General features: G+C 70.4%; 17 protein-coding genes and 2 pseudogenes. 7 read left to right on the top strand and 12 right to left on the bottom strand.

Annotation, left to right across the window (positions count from 1 at the left end; translation table 11 throughout):
- Positions 1–32 precede the first annotated feature (32 nt).
- Positions 33–1,526, top strand: a complete 1,494-nt coding sequence (locus H4F99_RS13245; RefSeq protein ID WP_182670255.1) for an aminotransferase class III-fold pyridoxal phosphate-dependent enzyme — start codon at positions 33–35, stop codon at positions 1,524–1,526.
- Positions 1,527–1,589: 63 nt separating this feature from the next.
- On the opposite strand, the pseudogene H4F99_RS13250 reads toward H4F99_RS13245, so the two are convergent.
- From H4F99_RS13250 to H4F99_RS13260, 3 genes and pseudogenes are all read right to left on the bottom strand, one after another.
- Positions 1,590–2,203 (bottom strand): annotated as a pseudogene (locus H4F99_RS13250) (inorganic diphosphatase).
- Positions 2,204–2,207: 4 nt separating this feature from the next.
- Positions 2,208–3,575, bottom strand: coding sequence for a purple acid phosphatase family protein (locus H4F99_RS13255; RefSeq protein WP_425488028.1), 1,368 nt, complete (start codon positions 3,573–3,575; stop codon positions 2,208–2,210).
- Between the two features lie 16 nt (positions 3,576–3,591).
- Complete coding sequence (locus H4F99_RS13260; protein WP_182670258.1) at positions 3,592–4,710, bottom strand: phytase; 1,119 nt, start codon at positions 4,708–4,710, stop codon at positions 3,592–3,594.
- A gap of 214 nt (positions 4,711–4,924) precedes the next feature.
- On the opposite strand from H4F99_RS13260, the gene H4F99_RS13265 reads away from it, so the two are divergent.
- A complete protein-coding gene (locus H4F99_RS13265) occupies positions 4,925–7,264 on the top strand; it encodes a TonB-dependent receptor plug domain-containing protein (RefSeq protein WP_182670260.1) in 2,340 nt (779 codons plus the stop codon).
- Between the two features lie 70 nt (positions 7,265–7,334).
- Here H4F99_RS13265 and H4F99_RS13270 read toward each other — a convergent pair whose 3' ends face one another.
- On the bottom strand, positions 7,335–8,609 hold the full coding sequence (locus tag H4F99_RS13270) for an aspartate aminotransferase type Ic (RefSeq protein ID WP_182670262.1): 1,275 nt from the start codon (positions 8,607–8,609) through the stop codon (positions 7,335–7,337).
- Between the two features lie 141 nt (positions 8,610–8,750).
- Between H4F99_RS13270 and upp the strand changes: the two genes are divergently transcribed.
- Complete coding sequence (gene upp / locus H4F99_RS13275; RefSeq protein WP_182670263.1) at positions 8,751–9,380, top strand: uracil phosphoribosyltransferase; 630 nt, start codon at positions 8,751–8,753, stop codon at positions 9,378–9,380.
- 25 nt (positions 9,381–9,405) lie between these two features.
- Here the strand turns inward: upp and H4F99_RS13280 are convergent, their stop codons facing one another.
- The 8 genes and pseudogenes from H4F99_RS13280 to rsmD all read right to left on the bottom strand — a co-directional run.
- Entirely contained in the window at positions 9,406–9,807 is a 402-nt protein-coding gene (locus tag H4F99_RS13280) for an MAPEG family protein (RefSeq protein WP_220481175.1), read from the bottom strand.
- Complete coding sequence (locus H4F99_RS13285; RefSeq protein ID WP_182670266.1) at positions 9,804–10,550, bottom strand: TMEM43 family protein; 747 nt, start codon at positions 10,548–10,550, stop codon at positions 9,804–9,806. The genes H4F99_RS13280 and H4F99_RS13285 overlap by 4 nt, the downstream gene beginning before the upstream one ends.
- Positions 10,547–11,437 (bottom strand): MBL fold metallo-hydrolase, encoded by an 891-nt coding sequence (locus H4F99_RS13290; RefSeq protein WP_182670268.1) that lies wholly within the window; start codon positions 11,435–11,437, stop codon positions 10,547–10,549. The genes H4F99_RS13285 and H4F99_RS13290 overlap by 4 nt, the downstream gene beginning before the upstream one ends.
- A gap of 10 nt (positions 11,438–11,447) precedes the next feature.
- On the bottom strand, positions 11,448–13,217 hold the full coding sequence (ggt, locus tag H4F99_RS13295) for a gamma-glutamyltransferase (protein WP_182670269.1): 1,770 nt from the start codon (positions 13,215–13,217) through the stop codon (positions 11,448–11,450).
- A gap of 23 nt (positions 13,218–13,240) precedes the next feature.
- Positions 13,241–13,489, bottom strand: coding sequence for a YfhL family 4Fe-4S dicluster ferredoxin (locus H4F99_RS13300; RefSeq protein ID WP_182670271.1), 249 nt, complete (start codon positions 13,487–13,489; stop codon positions 13,241–13,243).
- A gap of 203 nt (positions 13,490–13,692) precedes the next feature.
- The gene (locus H4F99_RS13305; RefSeq protein WP_182670273.1) at positions 13,693–14,181 is read right to left on the bottom strand and encodes a hypothetical protein; all 489 of its coding nucleotides are present in this window, start codon (positions 14,179–14,181) and stop codon (positions 13,693–13,695) included.
- Between the two features lie 31 nt (positions 14,182–14,212).
- Positions 14,213–14,722 carry a pantetheine-phosphate adenylyltransferase gene (gene coaD / locus H4F99_RS13310; protein WP_182670275.1) on the bottom strand — a complete coding sequence of 170 codons (510 nt, stop codon included), beginning with the start codon at positions 14,720–14,722 and terminating at the stop codon, positions 14,213–14,215.
- Between the two features lie 130 nt (positions 14,723–14,852).
- Positions 14,853–15,443: pseudogene (rsmD, locus tag H4F99_RS13315) on the bottom strand (16S rRNA (guanine(966)-N(2))-methyltransferase RsmD); the annotation flags it as partial.
- A gap of 57 nt (positions 15,444–15,500) precedes the next feature.
- On the opposite strand from rsmD, the gene ftsY reads away from it, so the two are divergent.
- The 4 genes from ftsY (at position 15,501) to H4F99_RS13335 (ending at position 19,653) form a co-directional block, all read left to right on the top strand.
- Positions 15,501–16,811: a signal recognition particle-docking protein FtsY gene (gene ftsY / locus H4F99_RS13320; RefSeq protein WP_182670322.1), complete on the top strand. Its 1,311-nt coding sequence runs from the start codon at positions 15,501–15,503 to the stop codon at positions 16,809–16,811.
- A gap of 19 nt (positions 16,812–16,830) precedes the next feature.
- A complete protein-coding gene (locus tag H4F99_RS13325; protein WP_182670278.1) occupies positions 16,831–18,102 on the top strand; it encodes an AsmA family protein in 1,272 nt (423 codons plus the stop codon).
- Positions 18,099–19,166: an A/G-specific adenine glycosylase gene (gene mutY / locus H4F99_RS13330; protein ID WP_182670279.1), complete on the top strand. Its 1,068-nt coding sequence runs from the start codon at positions 18,099–18,101 to the stop codon at positions 19,164–19,166. Before H4F99_RS13325 ends, mutY begins: the two co-directional genes overlap by 4 nt.
- Before the next feature lie 211 nt (positions 19,167–19,377).
- Positions 19,378–19,653, top strand: a complete 276-nt coding sequence (locus H4F99_RS13335; RefSeq protein ID WP_182670281.1) for an oxidative damage protection protein — start codon at positions 19,378–19,380, stop codon at positions 19,651–19,653.

The raw sequence follows: 19,653 nt of genomic DNA on the forward strand, positions 1-19,653 counted from the left end.
ATGAGGCATTCGCGTCCAGGAAAGGAGGAAACATGAGCATCATCGACACCCTTGCCCCGCTCCGAGCCCATGGCGGCACGCGCCGTACGGTCGGCCTGGACGACGCCACCCTGCAACGTTTCGAAACGGCCCATCCGTCTCTGGTTGAAGCCGTCGAAGCGGCCGCCTCCGAGCATGCACGCCTGAAGGCCGAGTTCCCCGAGGTCCTCGACATGGACGAGGACGCGCAGGTCCACGCCGTGCAGGGCGCCTACATCAATTTCTACCCCGACGACGCGGTCAACCCGTACGTCGCCCTCGCCGCCCGCGGCCCATGGATCGTCACCCTGAAGGGTGCGGTGCTGCACGACTCCGGCGGCTACGGGATGCTCGGTTTCGGCCATGCACCGCAGAAGGTCATCGACGCGATGGCCCGTCCGCAGGCCATGGCCAACATCATGACGCCGAACCTGTCGCAGCTGCGCTTCGAGCGCCGCCTGCGCGACGCAGTCGGGCTCGGCCGCGAGTGCCCCTATGCGCGCTTCATGTGCCTCAACTCCGGTTCGGAGTCGGTGACCCTGGCCGCCCGCATCGCGGACGCGAATGCCAAGTCGCTCACCGATGCCGGTGCACGCCACGCCGGGCGCTCAATCAAGCGCGTGGTGGTCAAGGGCGCATTCCACGGCCGCACCGACCGTCCGGCGCTCTATTCGGACTCCAGCCGCAAGACCTACGTACAGCACCTTGCGAGTTACCGCGGCGAGGACTCGGTGATCGCCATCGCGCCCTACGACATCGACGCGCTGGAGCAGGTCTTCGCCGATGCCGATGCGAACGGCTGGTTCATCGAGGCGATGTTCCTCGAGCCGGTGATGGGCGAAGGCGACCCGGGCCGCAGCGTGCCGGTCGACTTCTACCGCGCTGCCCGCGCCCTGACGAAAGCACACGGCGCGCTGCTGCTGGTGGACTCGATCCAGGCAGGCCTGCGTGCCCATGGCGTGCTGTCGATCGTCGACTACCCCGGATTCGAGGGCGAGGAAGCGCCCGACATGGAGACCTACTCCAAGGCGCTCAATGCCGGCCAGTACCCGCTGTCGGTTCTGGCGGTGAACGAACGCGCGGCCGGCCTCTACCGCAAGGGCCTGTACGGCAACACCATGACCACCAATCCGCGCGCGCTGGACGTCGCCAGCACGGTGCTGTCGATGGTCACGCCGGAGCTGCGCGACAACATCCGCGCGCGGGGCCGCGAAGCGCTGGAGAAGCTCGAGGCGCTCCGTTCGCGCAGCGGCGGCGCGATCACCAAGGTGCAGGGCACCGGGCTGCTGTTCTCCTGCGAACTGTCGACGGACTACAAGTGCTATGGGGCCGGTTCCACCGAGGAGTGGCTGCGCGAACATGGCATCGGCGTGATCCACGGCGGGGTCAATTCGCTGCGCTTCACCCCGACCTTCGGCATCGAAAGCGACGAGATCGACCTGCTCGTCGGGATGATCGCCCGCGCCCTGGAGGAAGGCCCGCGCGCCAGCAAGGCCGCGGCGGCCTGATCCGCCGGCGGCCCCTGCAGCCAGTCGAGAAGGCGGCCTCAGGGCCGCCTTCTCCGTCCCGGGTCAGCCGCCGGCCCTGCGTTCGAAACCCTGCATGGCCTCCATGATCCGCTCGCGTGCTTCCGCCGCGCTCCCGAAGCCCTGGAGTTCGACGGCCGCCTCGCCTGCCGGCAGGTCCTTGTAGATGCGGAAGAACGCCTCGATGCGCTGGCGTTCGACCGCCGGCAGGTCCTCGATCCCCTGCACGCCCGACCAGGCAGGATCGAGGCGATCGGTCGGCACGCCGATGATCTTCTCGTCGGCTTCGCCGCGGTCGGTCATGCGCAGGACCCCGATCGGCCGGACGCCACCAGCACCCCGGGATGCAGGGGTTCGCGGGTCAGCACCAGCGAGTCCAGCGGATCCCCGTCGCCCGCCAACGTGCGAGGCATCGAGCCATAGTTCGCGGGGTAGGCCACCGGCATCGACAGGAAGCGGTCGACCCGCGGCAGGCCATCCTCGCCAATTTCGTACTTGGTGAAGCTCCCCGCCGGAATCTCGACTGCCAGCAGGGCTTCCGCCGGCGCCTCGCGTGGCTGCGGGACGGACAGGGGGTCGCGGACGAAATCGGCCGCACGTGGCCCGGTCGGGAACGCGACGCAAACGGCCAGCAGCACACCCACCCGGCAGGAGCGCATCACCCTACTCCCAGCACCGGTCCGCACGCCCCTTGAGGGTCTGTGCACGTGGACACAGGCGTTCACCGATCCGGCCTTCGGTCAACTCCTGGCGCTGCTTTCCACCCGTGCCGCCGTCGATCAGCTCGAACGCGTCATAGAGCCGCCCCGTGGCGGTGCGCGCCTCGTAGCGCAGCCGGTCGCCGTCGATGCGGATGACCTGGAACAGCTGGGTGTCCTCGGCAACCGGCGCCATCGTCTCCTTCGCGTCCGGGGACAGGCGGTACTGCTTGGCACCCGCGACCGAGACCACGTACACCGGGGTCGCGCCACCGTCATCCGCACCCCGGCGGCCATAGGTGTGGTCGTGCCCCTGCAGGACCAGGTCGACGCCGTGGCGCTCGATCACCGGCTGCAGCTCGACCTGCAGGGGCACGTTGTCGCGGTCGGCGCGCGGCGAGTAGAACGGCTGGTGCAGCAGCACGATGCTCCAGCGGTGCGGATTGGCGGCAAGCACGCCGTCCAGCCACCGGGCCTGGGCCGTGGCGGTCCCCAGGTCCAGCGCCGAGGTGCCATCGATGACCACCACCCGCAGGTCCTGGTAGTCGAACCAGTAGGTCGTGGGCGCACCCGGGGTTTCGATGCCGTTGGACGGCAACGCGAACTGCAATGGCCAGTGCGCGCCGAGCACGCGCCGCTCCCGCGGGGTGTCCTCGAACTCCTCGAAGTACTCGTGGTTGCCCGGTGCGGGCGCGCTCATCATCGTGGTCGACAGCGCGTCGGTGGCCTCGAACCATTCGCCCCACTCGGTGTCGTCCTCGCCGTCGCCCCCGCTGACCAGGTCGCCGGCATACAGGACGAGCCGCGCATCAGGCGCGTGGCGCAGGGCCTCGCGGACGACGCGCGTGGTCAGGCTGGCGTTCTTGTTTTGGGTGTCGCCGAAGTACAGCAGCTCGAGCGGCTCGGTGGCATCACCGGCCGTGCGGATCTGCATCCACGGGCTCCAGGTGCGGTCGCCCTGCACGCGGTAGGCATACAGGGTGCCCGGCTCGAGGCCCTCCACCTGCACCCGATGGTGGTGCGCGCGGCCGTTCTCGGTCTCCAGCGCCTGCGTGGCCGCTGTGAGGCGTCGCGGCGTGCCCATGTCGGGCGAATCGCCGGCCACGACGATCTCAAGCACGGGGGCGTCGACGCGGACATCGGTACGCCACGCGACCGCGAACCCGCGGGCGGCATCCTCGGCCGGCGTCGCGACGATGCGATCCGGGAACCCGGTGGCGGCATGGTGCCGCACGCCCGCCGGAACGAGGGTGTTGGGCTCCGGGTCGCGGGCGTCCCCTGCTTCGGCCATGCAGGGCATGGCGCTGGCGAGGCCCAGCAGGCCCGCCAGGATCATCGGGATCCTCATGTCAGCCGGCGCATCCTTTCAGCGAAAGGGCACGTGCGATGTCGCGCCAGTCGAATGCCGACACCCCCTGGTCGTCATCGACCGCATAGAACACGCCTTCCGGGAAGCGGGCATCGGCCGACATGTCGAGCCACACGCCGTCGGTATTCGCCGTGCGCTGGCCGGCGAAGGCCCCCACGTGGGCGAGGTTCACGCGGTCGAACACGTGGAACAGGCTGCGGTCCTTGAACTGGTCGGTCGCCAGCCAGTAGCCGCTGCCATCGTCGCAGGCGAACAGCGCCATGCCCTCGGCCTGGGCCTTGAACAGCCCGGCGCCCACGTCGCGACCGCGGTAGCGGCCGTCGAGGCCGTACTCGCGCAGGCGGGTACCGACGGCGACGTCCTCCTCCGACAGCAACAGGCGATCGTGCGCCTCGTCGCCGAACACCGACTCGGCGATGCGGACAGCGCCGGCGGCATCGGTCGCGCCGAAGGTGCCGGACAGCCGCGCCGTCCAGCGCCCGCCCTGCGGTTCCAGCGCATAGCGGCGGAAGCGATGGTCGAGCTGCGCCAGCGGCGGCGGCAGGTCCTCGTCCTCGGGCGACATGTAGTTGTCGCTGACGATCACTTCGTAGCCGTCACCGAGGCGGCGCACCCACAGGCCATAGGGCTGCTGCAGCTCGGCGTCACCGAAGGTCGCCAGGGACTCCAGCCCCGGCAGCCCGAACACCTGCACGCGGCGGTTGTCGCGCTCGACCACCATCACCAGGTCGTCGATCACCGCGATGCCGTTCGGGCGGTCCATCTTCCCCGGCCCGGTGCCAGGGCCGCCGAAGGTGCGCAGGCGTTCGCCGGTCGCGCCGTCATAGAGGACCAGGGCATCGGTCGTCTTTGCCGTCGCCAGCAACCAGCGCGACCCGTCGGGCGCGCGCCAGCTCGCGGGGGAATCGATGTTGTCCTCCGGCGCCGGCAGTGTGGTGAAGGCCTCGGCGACCACGACGTGCGGGATGTCCTCGTCCGCCAGGAGGGGATCGATCTCGGCGACTTCATCGGGTTCGCGCTCCGCGTCGACGGTCGGCGAGGACGCGCAGGCAGCGAGCAGGACGGTGGCGAAGAGGGGATTCAGCAATCGAAGGGACACGGGGGATCCTGGGTCAAGGGTTGTCAACAAACCGCAATGTTCTACCTCCGGTTCATGACAGTGGAGTTTCAGTCCCGCCAGCGCCGCCGCACCCGTGCACGAGGCCTGAGGATCACGGGCGCGAGGCGTTCATGGTGGCGCCACGCAAGTGTCACGGATCTGCCATCGAACCGCCGTACAAATGCCGCTTTTACCGAACGCGGATCTTCACTGCATGAAGCGCAACCCCCTCGCCTCCGGCCTGTCCCGGGCCCTCTTCTGTGCCGCGCTGCTGCCGGCCAGCCTGCCTGCCATCGCACAGGACGTGCCCGGCGACACCGCCACTGCCAGCGCCACCACCGGTGCGATGGCCGCCAAGGACCTGGACGCCGTGGTCGTGCAGGGCCAGATCGCCTACCGCGATCGCACCAACGACATCGAACCGGTGCTGGTCTACGACCTGGAGTACTTCCAGCGCTTCGAACCTTCCACCGTCGGCGACATGCTCAAGCGCGTGCCCAGCGCCGTGTTCGTGTCCGACGTGCTGGAGTACGACGCGGTGCAGCTGCGCGGCCTCAGCGCCGCCTACACCCAGGTCCTGATCAACGGCAAGAAGGTGCCGGGCGCCGGTGACGACCGCTCGTTCTGGGTCGACCGCATCCCGGCCGAACTGGTCGAGCGCGTGGAGATCCTGCGCAGCAACAGCGCCAACCGGTCCGGCGACGCGGTGGCCGGCGCGCTCAACATCATCCTGCGCGACGCCTATGACTTCGACGGCAGCTATATCCGCGTGGGCGCCATGCATTACGACGACGGCGAGATCCAGCCGACCGTCGCGGCGGTCACCTCGGGCGAAGTGCTCGGCGGCCGCCTGCTCGCCGGTATCAACGTGCAGGACCGCTACAACCCCAAGCTCAAGCGCAGCGACCGCTTCGAGGAACCCAACGGTGATTTCGTCGATGCCGAGGACCAGACCGACACGCGCGACGGCCAGGACTACTCGGGCAACGTGTCCTACACCGCAGACATCGGTGACACCGGTCGACTTTCGCTCGACGGCTTCTATGTGCGCACCGATCGCGACCAGGTCGAGGTCTCGACCGAGTACAACGCACGCCGTCCGGAGGACGCGACCGAGATCGCCAACGTCCCGGGCCTGACCCACGTCGACCAGGAGAACTGGGGTATCGGCGCGGGCTACCGCTTCGACATGGCCGGCGGCACCACCTCGTTCGACCTTGACCACGCCCGCTTCGAGGACAAGAGCACCGAGAGCGAGGAAGAGATCAAATACGAGGACGGCAACTGGGACAGCCACGAAGCCGAAGCCCTCGATATCGATGCTTCCGACAGCGAGACCGCGTTCAAGCTCGCCCACTCGCGTCCCGTCGGCAATGCCGGCATGGAATTCGGCGTCGACTACCGCACCAAGGAGCGCGAGTCGACGCACACCTACTACGCGTTCGAGGCCGACGACGAGGGCGACACCGTCGTCTATGAACTCGACGCCGTGGTCGACAGCCACATCGAGGAAACCCGGCTCGACCCCTACCTGATGTTCACCGGCAATGCCGGTGCCCTGGCCTGGGAAGCCGGCCTGCGCTACGAGACGACCGAGTCGGAGATCAGGGGCGAGGACGGCACCTTCTCGAACGATTACAACGAGCTCCTGCCGTCGGTGCACCTGAAGTGGGACATCGGCGAAGCCAACCGCATCCAGCTCTCGCTGGCGCGCAGCCTGCGTCGCCCGGCGTTCAACGAGCTCACGCCGGCCCTGCTGCAGGAGGAATTCGGCGACAACGACTTCCTCGGCAATCCCCGCCTCGATCCGGAGACGGCGAACGGCATCGACCTGGGCTTCGAGCACCGCCTCGGCCGTCGTGGCGTGGTCGGCGTGAACCTGTTCTACCGCGACGTGCAGGACCTCATCGAGATGGTCAACACGGGCGAGCCGAACGAGACCGCCTACGACGACTATGCCGACGACATCGAAGACTACATGGCGGACAACGGCGTCACCGAGGACGAGGCGATCGCCGCGGTGCCGTTCGACCCAAACAGTTTCATCTACACCGTCGAGAACGTCGGGGACGGCAAGGTGTGGGGCATCGAGCTCGACATGTCCACGCCGCTGACCGCGATCGGCCTGCCGAACACCGGCGTGTTCGTCAACTACTCCTGGCTGGACAGCGAGGTCGAGGACGAACTGGGCACGCGCCGCTTCAACAACCAGGCCGAATATGTCTACAACGTCGGTTTCATCCAGGACCTGCCGGACTGGAAGGCCTCGTTCGGCGCCAGCTACCGCAAGCAGGGCGACGCTTACATGCGCGTGCTCGCCGAGGAAGTCCGCACGACGTATGACGGCGACCTCGAAGTCTTCGTCGAGAAGCGCTTCGGCGAGAACATCTCCGTGCGCCTGAGCGGCACCAATCTGCTGGACGCCTACAAGCGCGAGTACTTCGACAAGTTCGACAACCTCGCCGACCAGATCGACCGCGATTACGACGAGTACGAACTGGAAGCCGAGCACGCCGGTCCGCGCTACCAGCTGGTGATGCGCTGGGCGTTCTGATCCCCGCGTGATGCACCTGGACGAAGGCCGGCCCTGCGCCGGCCTTCTCCTTTTCCGGTGCGCCCCGACGTCAGCCGGCGAGCGCGGCGCGGACGCTGGCCAGCTTCACGCAGGTGACGAAGACCTGCATCGCGACTTCGAGCTCGGGCAGGGTCGGCACGGACGGAGCGATGCGGATGTTGCGGTCCAGCGGGTCATGGCCATGCGGGAAGGTCGCGCCCGCCGGGGTGAGCTTGACGCCCGCCGCGGCAGCCAGCGCCACCGCGGCCGATGCGACGCCCGGTCGCGTGTCGAACGAGACGAAGTAGCCGCCGTCCGGACGCTCCCAGCGTCCCAGGTCGCTGTCGGCGAAGTGCGCGTCCAGCGTGTCCAGCACGACCTTGAAGCGCGGCGCGAGCACCTCGGCATGGCGCTGCATGTGGGCCATCAGGGCGTCGCGATCCGGCAGCAGGCGCACCGTGCGGAGCTGGTTCACCTTGTCCGGACCGATCGTGCAGGCATTGAGGAAGCGCTTGAACCCGCCCAGGTTGAGCGCGCTGGCGGCCATGAACGCGACGCCGGACCCGGCATGGGTGATCTTCGAGGTCGAGCCGAACTGGAGCACGGAGTCCTGCGTGCCCTGTCGCGCGCAGGCCTCGCTGATCGACGCCAGCGGGCGGAAGCCGCGCAGGTCGTGGACCGCGTAGGCGTTGTCCCAGAACACCCGGAAGCCCTCGCCCGCGATGCGGCCCAGGCCGGCAATGCGCTCGACGGTCGCATCCGAGTAGACGACGCCGGTCGGGTTCGAGTACTTCGGCACGCACCACATCGCCTTGATCGACGGATCGGCGGCCAGCAGGGCTTCGACCCGGTCCATGTCCGGACCGCCGGCCGTCATGTCGACGGTCACCATCTCGATGCCCAGCTGCTCGCAGACGGTGAAATGGCGGTCATAGCCCGGCACCGGGCACAGCACCTTCACCGTCCCCTGCCGCGACCAGGCGCTGTCCGGGCCGGCCAGCCCGAAGCGGTGCGCGACCAGCATCGCCTGGTACATCAGGGTCAGGCTGGAGTTGCCGCCCACCAGCACGTCGCCGGCATCGACGCCCATCAGCGCCGCGCCCAGGCGCCTGGCCTCGGGCAGGCCGTCGAGCCCGCCGTAGTTGCGCGTATCCGTGCCATCCCCGGCGCGATAGTCGCCCTGCAGGATCCCGTCCAGCGCATCCGACAGGGTCAACTGTTCGGCCGACGGTTTGCCCCGCGTCAGGTCGAGCGCGAGCCCGCGATCGACGAAGGCCTGGTGGTCGGCGGCAAGCCGGGCCTCGAGGGCCTGCAGTTGGTCGGGGGTCGCATCATCGAGCTGCATCGGGGTCTCCGGTGGGGACGGATCGGAACCGTCCTCGCCGGACGGCCGCGCAAGGATGCGCGATCCGGGCCGGGATGCAACCCTGCCTTGGTCGAGGCCGGCCAAGCGGGCACACTGGACGCCACCGCCCGGGAGCCCGCCATGAAGGTCGTCGAAGTCGCCCACCCGCTGGTCCAGCACAAACTGGGCCTGATGCGCGCCGCCGGCAACAGCACCAAGACCTTCCGCGAGCTGGCCGGCGAGGTCGCCACCCTGCTCACCTACGAGGCCACCGCCGACCTCGAGACCGAAGAAGCCAGCGTCGACGGCTGGGCCGGGCCCGTCACGACCCGGCGCATCAAGGGCGCCAAGATCACCCTGGTGCCGATCCTGCGCGCCGGACTGGGCATGCTGCCCGGCGTGCTGGCGCTCATTCCCGCCGCCAAGGTCGGCGTCGTCGGCCTGCAACGCGACGAGGAGACCCTCGCGCCGGTCGGCTACTACGAGAAGCTGACGGGCCGTATGGACGAACGCACCGCGCTGATCCTCGACCCGATGCTGGCCACCGGCGGCACCCTGGTCGCCACGGTGGACATGCTGAAGGCCGCCGGCTGCACGCGCATCAAGGGCCTGTTCCTGGTGGCTGCTCCCGAAGGCATTGCCGCCCTGGAAGCCCGCCATCCGGACGTCGAGGTCTACACCGCGGCGATCGACGCGCGCCTCAACGAGGTCGGCTACATCCTGCCCGGCCTGGGCGACGCGGGTGATCGCATCTTCGGCACGCGTGGTTGAGACGCGCCCCGCTCCGGGGGCACGATCAGGCGAGGCGGAACAGCACCACCCAGAGTCCGAGCAGCGACGCCACCAGCAGCACGCCCCAGCTCAGCAGGGTCCCGACGGCCCGCCCGAACGAATAGCCGGCCGTCCGCGAAAGCCCGACGGCGTGCAACACCCGGCCCAACAGCAGCGCGGCGCCGAGCCCCCACAGCCAGCCCGGCGCGAGGCCCGACAGCTCCAGCACGGCCATCAGCAACAGCGCCAACGGCACCTGTTCGATGAAGTTCGCGTGGACGCGGATACGCCGCTGCAGGGCGGGATTGCCCCCGCTGCCGATACCGATCTGCGCCTGGCGCCGCGACAACGACACGCGTGCCAGCAGCACCAGGTTGAGCAGGACGAGCAGCGAAGCGAACAGCAGGGTCACCAGGGGCATGGTCATGATCGGCCTCCACGATTGCGGCGGGTCAACAGCAGCAGCGCACCGAGCAGAATGACACCTGCCAGCAGCCACCAGCCTTGCGAAAGCGGCCGCTCGGCCGGCGACGGTGCCGACGCGACCGGTCGAGGATCGGCGTCTTCCGCCGTCCGCGGCCCGGACGACGACGCCAGGTGCCAGCGGCCATCGCGGAACGCCACCCGGTCGTGCAGGGCCGGCAGCACCAGCTCGCGCCAACGGATCCGGAGGTCCCCGACCTGCGGCTGGAGCGGATTTTCGGCGCTGCCCAGCCCATCTCCGTCGGGCTGGAACGTGGCCGCCATGTTGAGGGGCAAGCGGGAGAAGGCCGGACGGAACACACGCCATTCGCCCAGCTCGCGCAGCACGGTGGCGTCCAGGGGATACCCGGCCAGCTGGGGTGAAGAGGCCCACCAGCGCTCGCCCTGCAGGGCCATGGAGGGATTCTGGTGGTCCGCGTCGAAGCCCGTCGACTCGATCAGCGCACTGTTCCAGACGCGCTCGTAGCCATCGCCCTGCCGACGCCACTGGTACATCTCGACGACCCGATCGAGGCCCAGCGCCTCACGACGCACGCCGAAATCCGGGTCTTCGAGCACCTGCGCCGAACGGGCCTCGGCGCCATCGTCCAGGGTCGGCGGAAGGCCGGCCTCAGGAAGAAGCGGCACCGCCCCGGCCGCGGGCATCGCCAGGCACAGCCACAGGGCCAGCCCCCACGGGCGCGTCATGCGCGCAGCATCCGGGCCTGCAGGCTGGCCACTTCGTGGACGGTATGGAACCGCCCCTTGTCGTCGCGCGCCACCTGCGCCAGCGCACACTCCGGATCATGGGTAAAAAACAGGTGCACGTTGCGCGCGAGCTTGTCGGCCAGGAACGCCTTCTTCTCGTCGATCAGCAGCTCCGCGTTGCGGTCGTAGCCCATCGTGATCGGCACGTGCACCCAGGGCCGGCCCGGGATCAGGTCGGCGCAGAACACCACCCCGCCGTGCGCCTCGCCGTCGACGCGCTCCGGACCGACGATCTCCGCCAGCATCAGGCCCGGCGTGTGCCCGTCGCTGAAATGGAAGCGCACCGCATCGCCGAGGGTGCGGCTGTACTCACCCTCGACCAGCTCCAGGCGGCCGGTATCGGCCAGCAATTCAGGCAACTCCGGGATGAAGCTCGCGCGGTCGCGGGGGTGCGGCTCACGCGCACGGTCGAAATGTTCGCGCCCGACCACGTAGGTGGCGTTCGGGAACACCAGCTGCGGCGGCTCGCCGTCCTGCCAGGCGCGCAGCAGCCCGCCGGCATGGTCGAAATGCAGGTGGGACAGCACCACGACGTCGATGTCGGAGGGGCTGAAACCGGCGTCCGCGAGTGAGTCCAGCAGGACGTGGTGCGGCTCGACCACGCCGAAGCGTTCGCGCATCCGTGGCTCGAAGAAGGCGCCGATCCCGGCCTCGAACAACACGGTCTTGCCGGCGAGCGGCGTCGCCAGCAGCGCGCGGCAGGCCAGGTCGATGCGGTTGGCGTCGTCCGGCGTCGCCCAGCGCTCCCACAGCGCGCGCGGGGCGTTGCCGAACATCGCGCCGCCGTCGAGTTTCTGGCTGTTGCCGAGCACCGACCAGAGCTTCATCGCGCGATCCTCAGGGCAGGGCGCCCAGTCCGTCCATCAAGCCGACCTTGCCCACCGGATTGCGGGGGTCGGTGCCGCCTTCGAGGGTATTGTCCACCCGATTCCAGCTGACCGTCTGAAGATTGCCCCAACTGTCGCTGGAACGCCGGCCGTCGCCCGCCTCGCCCGGCACGTTGACCACGTGCCCCATGCCGCGCAGGGTCTCGACGACGTCCGGCGGCAACGCATCCTTCTCGATCGACACCGCGTCCGGCAACCACTGGTGGTGGTAGCGCGGCAGCGCGGCGACCGCCTGCGCGTCCAGCCCGTCCGCGTAACCGAGCACGCCTAGCAGGACCATCGTGATGATGCGCGTGCCGCCCGGCGTGCCGAGCACCGCGACCTTGTCCGGCGAGACCATGAAGGTCGGCGTCATCGAGCTGAGCATGCGCTTGCCCGGTTCCGGCGCGTTGGCATCGAAGCCCATCACCCCGAACGCATTCGGCGTGCCCGGCTTGAGCGCGAAGTCGTCCATCTCGTTGTTGAGCAGCACGCCGGTGCCGGGCGCGACCAGTCCCGAACCGAACAGCAGGTTGACCGTCTGGGTGGCGCCGACGCGGTTGCCGTCCGAATCGATGATGGAGAAGTGCGTGGTTTCCTCGTCCTCCAGCGGCGTCGCCTGGCCGGACAGCAGGTCGCTCGGGGTCGCCCGCGAGGGATGGATGGTCGCGCGCAGTCCGGCCGCATAGGCCGGGTCGGTGAGCAGCGCCATGGGCACGTCGACGAAATCCGGGTCACCCAGGTAGAAGGTGCGGTCGCGATAGGCGCGCCGCATCGCCTCGACGACCAGGTGCACGCGCTCCGCCTCCGGCAGCGCGGCCAGGTCCCAGGGCTCAAGGATCTGCAGCATCTGCGCCAGCGCGACGCCACCCGACGACGACGGCGGCGCGGTGACGATCTCCCAGCCGTCGTACCCGAAACGCACCGGTTCGCGCTCGCGCACCCGGTAGCCGGCGACCTCCTCCAGCGTCCACTGGCCGCCCTCGGCATTCACGCCGTCGACCAGCCTCTGCGCGGTCTCGCCCTTGTAGAACCCGTCGAAGCCCCCTTCCGCCAGCTTCTCCAGCGTGCGGGCCAGGTCGGGTTGCTGGAACAGCTCGCCCTCCTCCACCGTGTCGCCATCGGCCAGGAAGACGGCGCGACTGCCGGGATAGCGCTCCATCACCTCGCGCCGCGCTGCGTAACCGCGGGCCATCCGGCCATAGACCGGGAAGCCCTCGCGGGCGATGCGGATCGCCGGCGCCAGCGACTCCGACAACGGCAGGCGTCCGTAGGTCTGGGCCACGTGCACGAGTGCCGCGGGCAGGCCCGGGATGCCGGCCGACCACGGACCATTGACCGAGCGGTCGCGGTCCAGGTTGCCATCCTTGTCGAGGTAGATCTCTGGCGTCGCCGCGGCCGGCGCGGTCTCGCGCGCATCGACGAAGACGTCGCGACCGGTCTTCGCGTCGTGCAGCAGGAAGAAGCCACCGCCGCCCAGGCCCGAACTGATCGGCTCGACGACCGACAGCGTGGCCGACACCGCGACCGCTGCGTCGAAGGCATTGCCGCCGTCGGCGATCACCTCCAGGCCCGCGTCGGTGGCGAGCGCGTGCGCGCTGGCGATGGCGACCGCGGGGCGTGATGTCGCGCCCGCCGCGGGCGTGGCGCGCGCCGGGACCTCCTGCGCGGCACAGGCCGCGATGGGCAGCCACGATGCAAGCAGGGCGGAAAGGGCCAGGGTTCGCAACGTCGGTCGCATGCGGGTTCCTTCGGGTTCGCGGGTCATTCCTGCTGGAGCCGGACCAGCTTGGCCAGCAGTTGCGCCTCGGTTTCGGGGAATTCGGGGTCGGGATCGATGCATTCCACCGGACAGACGACGACGCACTGCGGCTCGTCGTGGTGACCCACGCACTCGGTGCAGCGCGCAGGGTCGATCACGTAGATGGTCTCGCCCTGCGAGATCGCCTGGTTGGGACAGGCCGGCTCGCAGACGTCGCAGTTGACGCAGAGCTCGTTGATCTTCAGGGACATGCGGATCGCGATACGCGTGGGGAGGCGGAACGCCGCGGAGGCCCCGGCGGGGGCGGCGCTCGCCTTCGACTGTGCTCGGCCAGTGGCGCGAGGGCAAGCCACGGGCGCTCGCCGTGGCAGGACAGTGTGTTGCAGGCCTCCCGGCGAGCGGCGCGGGAGGCCTGCACGAAGCCACCCACGCCTTGGCGCGGGCGCTCGGGCACTTACTTCGCTTCGACGAACTGGAACGTCGCGCCCGACGGCTCGACGGTGGTCTTGACGCGGGCGAAGTCGGCGTTGTCACCGATGAACAGCACGCGCACCCCCTTCATCGAACCTTCCTGCGCCACCTCGAAAGCTTCCACCGCCAGGTCGGCGCTCTTGCTGGAATCCGGCGAACCGTAGGCCAGCAGCGTGCCTTCCACGCCGCCACGCATCACGTCGGTCTGCGCTTTCTCCAGCTGGCGCTCGTACTCGCCTTCGTAATCGGCCGAATCCGGCGACGGCAGCGTGTACAGGTAGACGCTCGTCGCGGTGCCGACATTGCGCTTGACCACGTCGGTCAGGTACTCGGCCCAGGCGTTCTCGTCGCTGCCGGCGGGCTTGGCGACAGGCGGGGCCTCGACGACCTCGGCCTGCTCGTCCTTCTGGCATGCCGCCAGCATCGGCAGCGTCAGGGCGGCGGCAAGGAGCATGCGGATGGACATCTTCATCTGGAAATTCCCTTGGTTTGCATCGGTTGGATTATGGCGCCTGGCGCGCGTCTTGCCACTCCGCCTTCAGGGCGGCGGCCACCGGGGTCGGCACGAAGCCAGAGACGTCGCCGCCCAGTCGGGCGACTTCGCGCACCAGCGACGAGGAAATGAAGCCGTACTGCTCGGCCGGCGTCAGGAACAGGGTTTCGACATCGGGGATCAGGTGACGGTTCATCGAGGCGAGCTGGAACTCGTACTCGAAGTCGGACACCGCCCGCAGCCCGCGCAACAGCACGCCGGCGCCGACGTCGGACACGAAATGCGCCAGCAGGCAATCGAAACCGCGGACTTCGACGTTGGGATGGCGCGCCACCGCCTCGCGTGCGAGGTCCACGCGCAGCGCCAGCGGCAGGGCCGGCCCCTTGCCCGGGCTCTCGGCCACGCCGATGACCAGCTTCTCGAACAGCGGGGCCGCCCGGTCGACCAGATCGACATGGCCGTTGGTGATCGGGTCGAAAGTGCCGGGATAGACGGCAATGCGTTGTCGGGCCGCGGTCATCGGTGGGCTGTGGTTCCGTTCACTGGCGTTCGGCGACGCCGGGGGGACCGGCATCGTCCCCGGTCGCGCCCGGCTCCGGCAGGGCTTGGGCGCCAAGTCTAGCAGCGGGGCCGCCCTTGAACAGCGGCAGCCGGCGGTACACCGCATAGTGGGCCTCGCGGGTCCGCCCTTCGCGATGCAGGCCCCAACCGGGCGGCACGCGTGCAGGCACGTCGGCCGGGGACTCGACGTAGAGCCATGCCTCCGGCGCCATCGCGGGTGCCAGCGCCTCCAGCGCGGGCGCCCACAGCCCCGCGTCGAAAGGCGGGTCGACGAAGGCAATGTCGAAGCCGGCCACGGGCGCCTGGCCCAGCCAAGCCACCGCATCGGCCTGGACGACGGTGACCGCCCCGGCCCCTTCCAGACGCGCAACGGTCTCGCGCAGCCCGCGGGCCAGGGCGGGGTCGCGTTCGACCAGAAGGGCCGACGCCGCGCCTCGCGACACGGCCTCCAGCCCGAGCGCGCCGCTGCCGGCGAACAGGTCAAGCACGCGCGCGCCGGGCAGCACCGGCATCAGCCAGTTGAACAGCGTCTCGCGCACGCGATCGCCGGTCGGGCGCAGCCCTTCGGCATCGGCCACCGGCAAGCGGGTGCCACGCCAGCGTCCGCCGATCAGCCGCACCCGGCCCGGTGCCGGCCCCGTCCTGTCGCGGGAGGGGCGATCGCGGCTGCGTTTGTTCATCGGGGCTTGGCGAGGGCCGGTGATAGCATGGGCCCCATTCTCCCACGCCCCTGTTCGATGGTCAGTTTCTTCCGCCGCAAGAAGCCCGAAAAGCCCACCGACGCCGAAACCGAGCGCCGCATTTCCGAGCTGGCCGCGGCCTTCCCCGACCCGGTCGCGCCTTCGCCGCGTGCCGAGGAAGCGCCCTCGGAGGCGCCCGCCGGGGCCACCCCGGATGCCACCCAAGAGGCCGTTGCCGACCTCCCGCCGGCAGATGCCCTGCCGGTCCCGGAGGAGATCGTCGCCGCGGCGATGGATGCCGAACCCCTGGCCGAGCGCTACCCGGACGAGCCGATGGCCCCGGACGAACCGGCGCCGAGCGCCGCGCCGGAATCCGCTGCGCCCGAAGCTGTCGTGCCCGTCGAACCTGTCGAACCCACCCCCGACGCCCCTGCCACCGACGAGCCGGTCCGCAAGGCCAGCTGGCGCGAGCGCCTGGGCGGCAGCGCGATCGCGCGCAGCCTCGGCGGCCTGTTCTCGCGCAACCCGCGCCTGGACGACGACCTGCTCGACGAGATCGAGACCGCGCTGATCACCGCCGACGTCGGCGTCACCGCCACCACCGAACTGGTGGAGAACCTGCGCAAGCGAATGAAGGCGCGCGAGTTCGCCGATGCCAAAGCCCTGCTGGCCGCCCTGCGCACGGACCTCGTCGGCCTGCTGCGCCCGGTCGCCGTGCCCTTGCAGATCGACCGCGACGCCCGCCCCTTCGTGGTGCTGACCGTCGGCGTCAACGGCGTCGGCAAGACCACCACCATCGGCAAGCTGGCCAAGCGCTACAAGGACGAAGGCCGCCCGCTGATGCTGGCCGCCGGCGACACCTTCCGCGCCGCCGCCGTCGCCCAGCTGCAGGCCTGGGGCGAGCGCAACGGCGTGACCGTGATCGCGCAGGGCCAGAACGCCGACGCCGCCTCGGTCGCGTTCGATGCCCTGCAGGCCGCGAAGGCACGCGGCACCGAGGTCCTGATCGCCGACACCGCCGGCCGCCTGCACACCCAGCAGGGCCTGATGGCCGAGCTCGGCAAGATCAAGCGCGTGCTGCAGAAGCTCGACGCCGCCGCGCCGCACGAAGTGCTGATGGTGATCGACGGCACGACCGGCCAGAACGCCCTCAGCCAGCTGCGCCAGTTCCACGCCGCGGTCGGCGTGACCGGCCTGGTGGTGACCAAGCTCGACGGCACCGCCAAGGGCGGCGTGGTGTTCGCCCTCGCCCGCGAATTCGGCATCCCGATCCGCTATGCCGGCATCGGCGAGCGTCCGGAGGACCTGCGCGTGTTCGACGCCGAGGCCTTCGTCGACGCCCTGCTGCCGGAGGCGCTCGGCGCCTGATCGCCGGGCCACGCCTGGGGTGGGTCGCACGCGCCGCATCACGCTGGTCCTGGCCGGCCTGCTGGCCGTGCTGGTCATCGCGCTGTTCTGGCTGTCCCGGCCGCCCCAGCTCGCGGGCCTCGTGCTCGGTCGCGCCGGCGCAGCGCTCGGCCTCGAGATCGGCTTCAGCGGCGAGGCCCGCTACCGCCTGCGCGGCGTGCCGATGCTTGAAGTGCGCCAGCTGGTCGTCCGCGAACCCGGCCAGGCCGACCCGCTGCTGACCGCCGAACGCGCCTACCTCGCGTTGCCCTGGGACACGCTGCGCGGGCGCGGCACGGCACTTGAAGTCCAGCGCATCGAACTGGACGCGCCACGGCTGGACCTGCCGGCCCTGCGCCACTGGCTTGCCGGGCGGCCGCCCTCCGAGGGCCTGGAACTGCCGGTGCTTGCCGATGGCCTGGCGATCCAGGATGGCGTCGTCGCCGGCATCGGCTGGCAGTTCGAGCGGCTGGACCTCGACAGCCCGCGCGTCCATCCCGACGAACCCGCCGCCGTCACCGCTTCGGGCCGCTACCTCGATGCGCCGCTGCAGGCGGATTTCGACCTTGACCTCGACCTGCCGCCGCTCCAGCCCCTGCTCGACGGACACGGCGGCCCGGCGGCCGCCCGCGGCACCGTCCGGGTCGAGCGCGACGGGCTGAGCCTGCCGATCGCCCTGGTCGCCTCCGGCCCGCTGCGCTGGCGCGATGGCATCGCCGCCGAACCGCTGCGGCTGGGTGCATTCGCCCGTTACCGGACCGACGGCGTCGACCTGCCGCTGACACTGGGCCTGCTGGGGCCGCTGCGGTTCGAAACATCGCGCCTGTCCGTTGCGCCGGACGCGCTGCTGCTCCGGCCGGCCGGCGCCGACAGTCCCATCCCGACGCTCGACGCACGTGGCCAAGCCATGCTCGACGCCTCCGCCCGGGCCACCGCGCCGCTGGACCTCGCGCTGCACGGGACGCTGGCCGCATGGCCCGACGCCTGGCCGGCGCTGCCGCCGCCGGTCGGCCAGTCCGACGCCCCGCTGCCCTTCGCCCTGCGCTACGCCGGCCCCCTCGACGCCAGCGGCCCCGCCCGGCTGATGCTCGCCCGCGACGACACCCGCTTCGACGCCCGCTTCCGACTGCCACGCGTGCTGGCCTGGGTCGACGCCCTGGCCACCGGCACGCCGCTGCCGCCGCTCGACGGCCGCCTCCAGACCCCGCGCATGATCGTCGCCGGCGCGACGCTGGAAGGCGTGGTGATCGAGTTCGAGGACGACGCCGAATGAGCGCCGCCATCGACCGCTACGCACCCGACCTGCTGGCCTGGTTCGACACCCACGGCCGCCACGACCTGCCCTGGCAGCACCCGCGCACGCCATACCGCGTGTGGCTGTCGGAAATCATGCTGCAGCAGACCCAGGTCGCCACCGTCATCGGCTACTTCGACCGCTTCGTCGACGCCCTGCCCGACCTGCCCGCGCTCGCCGCCGCCCCGCAGGAGCGCGTCCTCGCGCTGTGGTCCGGCCTCGGCTACTACGCCCGCGCACGCAACCTGCACGCCGCCGCCCGCCTGTGCGTCGAACGCCACGACGGCGACCTCCCGCGCGACCTCGACGCCCTGGTCGCCCTGCCCGGCATCGGCCGCAGCACCGCCGCCGCGATCCTGTCCCAGGCCTGGGGCGACCGCCACGCCATCCTCGACGGCAACGTCAAGCGCGTGCTCGCCCGCTACCACGGCATCGACGGCTGGCCCGGCGCCCCGCGCGTCGAGAAGCAGCTCTGGGCCCTGGCCGACGCGCACGCCTCCTCGCCCGACCTGCCCGACGCCCGCCTGCCCGACTACACCCAGGCGCAGATGGACCTGGGCGCGACCCTCTGCACCCGCGCCCGCCCCACCTGCCTGCTCTGCCCCCTGCGCGGCGCCTGCGTCGCCCACCGCGACGGCCGCACCGACGACCTGCCCACGCCCCGCCCCGGCAAGACCCTGCCCCAGCGCGAAGCCGACGTCCTCTGGCTGGAAGACGCCCGCGGCCGGATCCTGCTCCAGCAGCGCCCCCAGACCGGCATCTGGGCCGCCCTGTGGACCCTGCCCCAAGCCGAAGACCGCGACGCCGCAGACGCCTGGCGCGACACCCACGTCCACGCCCCCGGCGACGGCGAGCCCTTGCCCCCCATCGCCCACGCCTTCAGCCACTACCGCCTCACCCTGCACCCCCGCCGCTGGCGCGCCGTCGCCCCCCGCGACGACGTCGGCGACAATGACACCCTGCGCTGGGTCCCGTCCGACGCCCTGGACACCCTCGGCATCCCCGCCCCGATCAGGAAGCTGTTGAGCCGGGCTGGGGAGTGAGCATCCCGGCCGCTTTCCAGTCCAGATAGCGGCCATGACAGGAAGGCCGGCCCGGTGTCGCCCGACAGGACCGTGCGCGGCATGGACGCCGCGCCCGAGCCCCCATGGACGGGTTCACGGCGTGTCCTGTCGGGCGGCACCGGGTCGGCCTTGCCGAGACGCACAGCCAGCGAAACAAGAGTTCGACCCCGACCAAACGGAACCCGACAACATGCCCCGCACCGTCCACTGCCAGCACGAACACCGCGACACTGAAGGCCTCGACTTCGTCCCCTGGCCCGGCGAACTCGGCCAGCGCATCTACCAGCACATCGGCAAGGCCGCCTGGGCCAAGTGGCTCGCCCACCAGACCATGCTGATCAACGAGAACCGCCTCTCCCCCATGGACCCCAAGCACCGCGCCTTCCTTGCCGCGGAAATGCAGAAGTTCCTGTTCGAAGGCGGCGCCGACAAGCCTGCCGGCTACGTCCCCACCGACGAAACCTAA

The organism is Marilutibacter penaei (genome assembly GCF_014145395.1).
Classification (GTDB): Bacteria; Pseudomonadota; Gammaproteobacteria; order Xanthomonadales; family Xanthomonadaceae; genus Marilutibacter; species Marilutibacter penaei.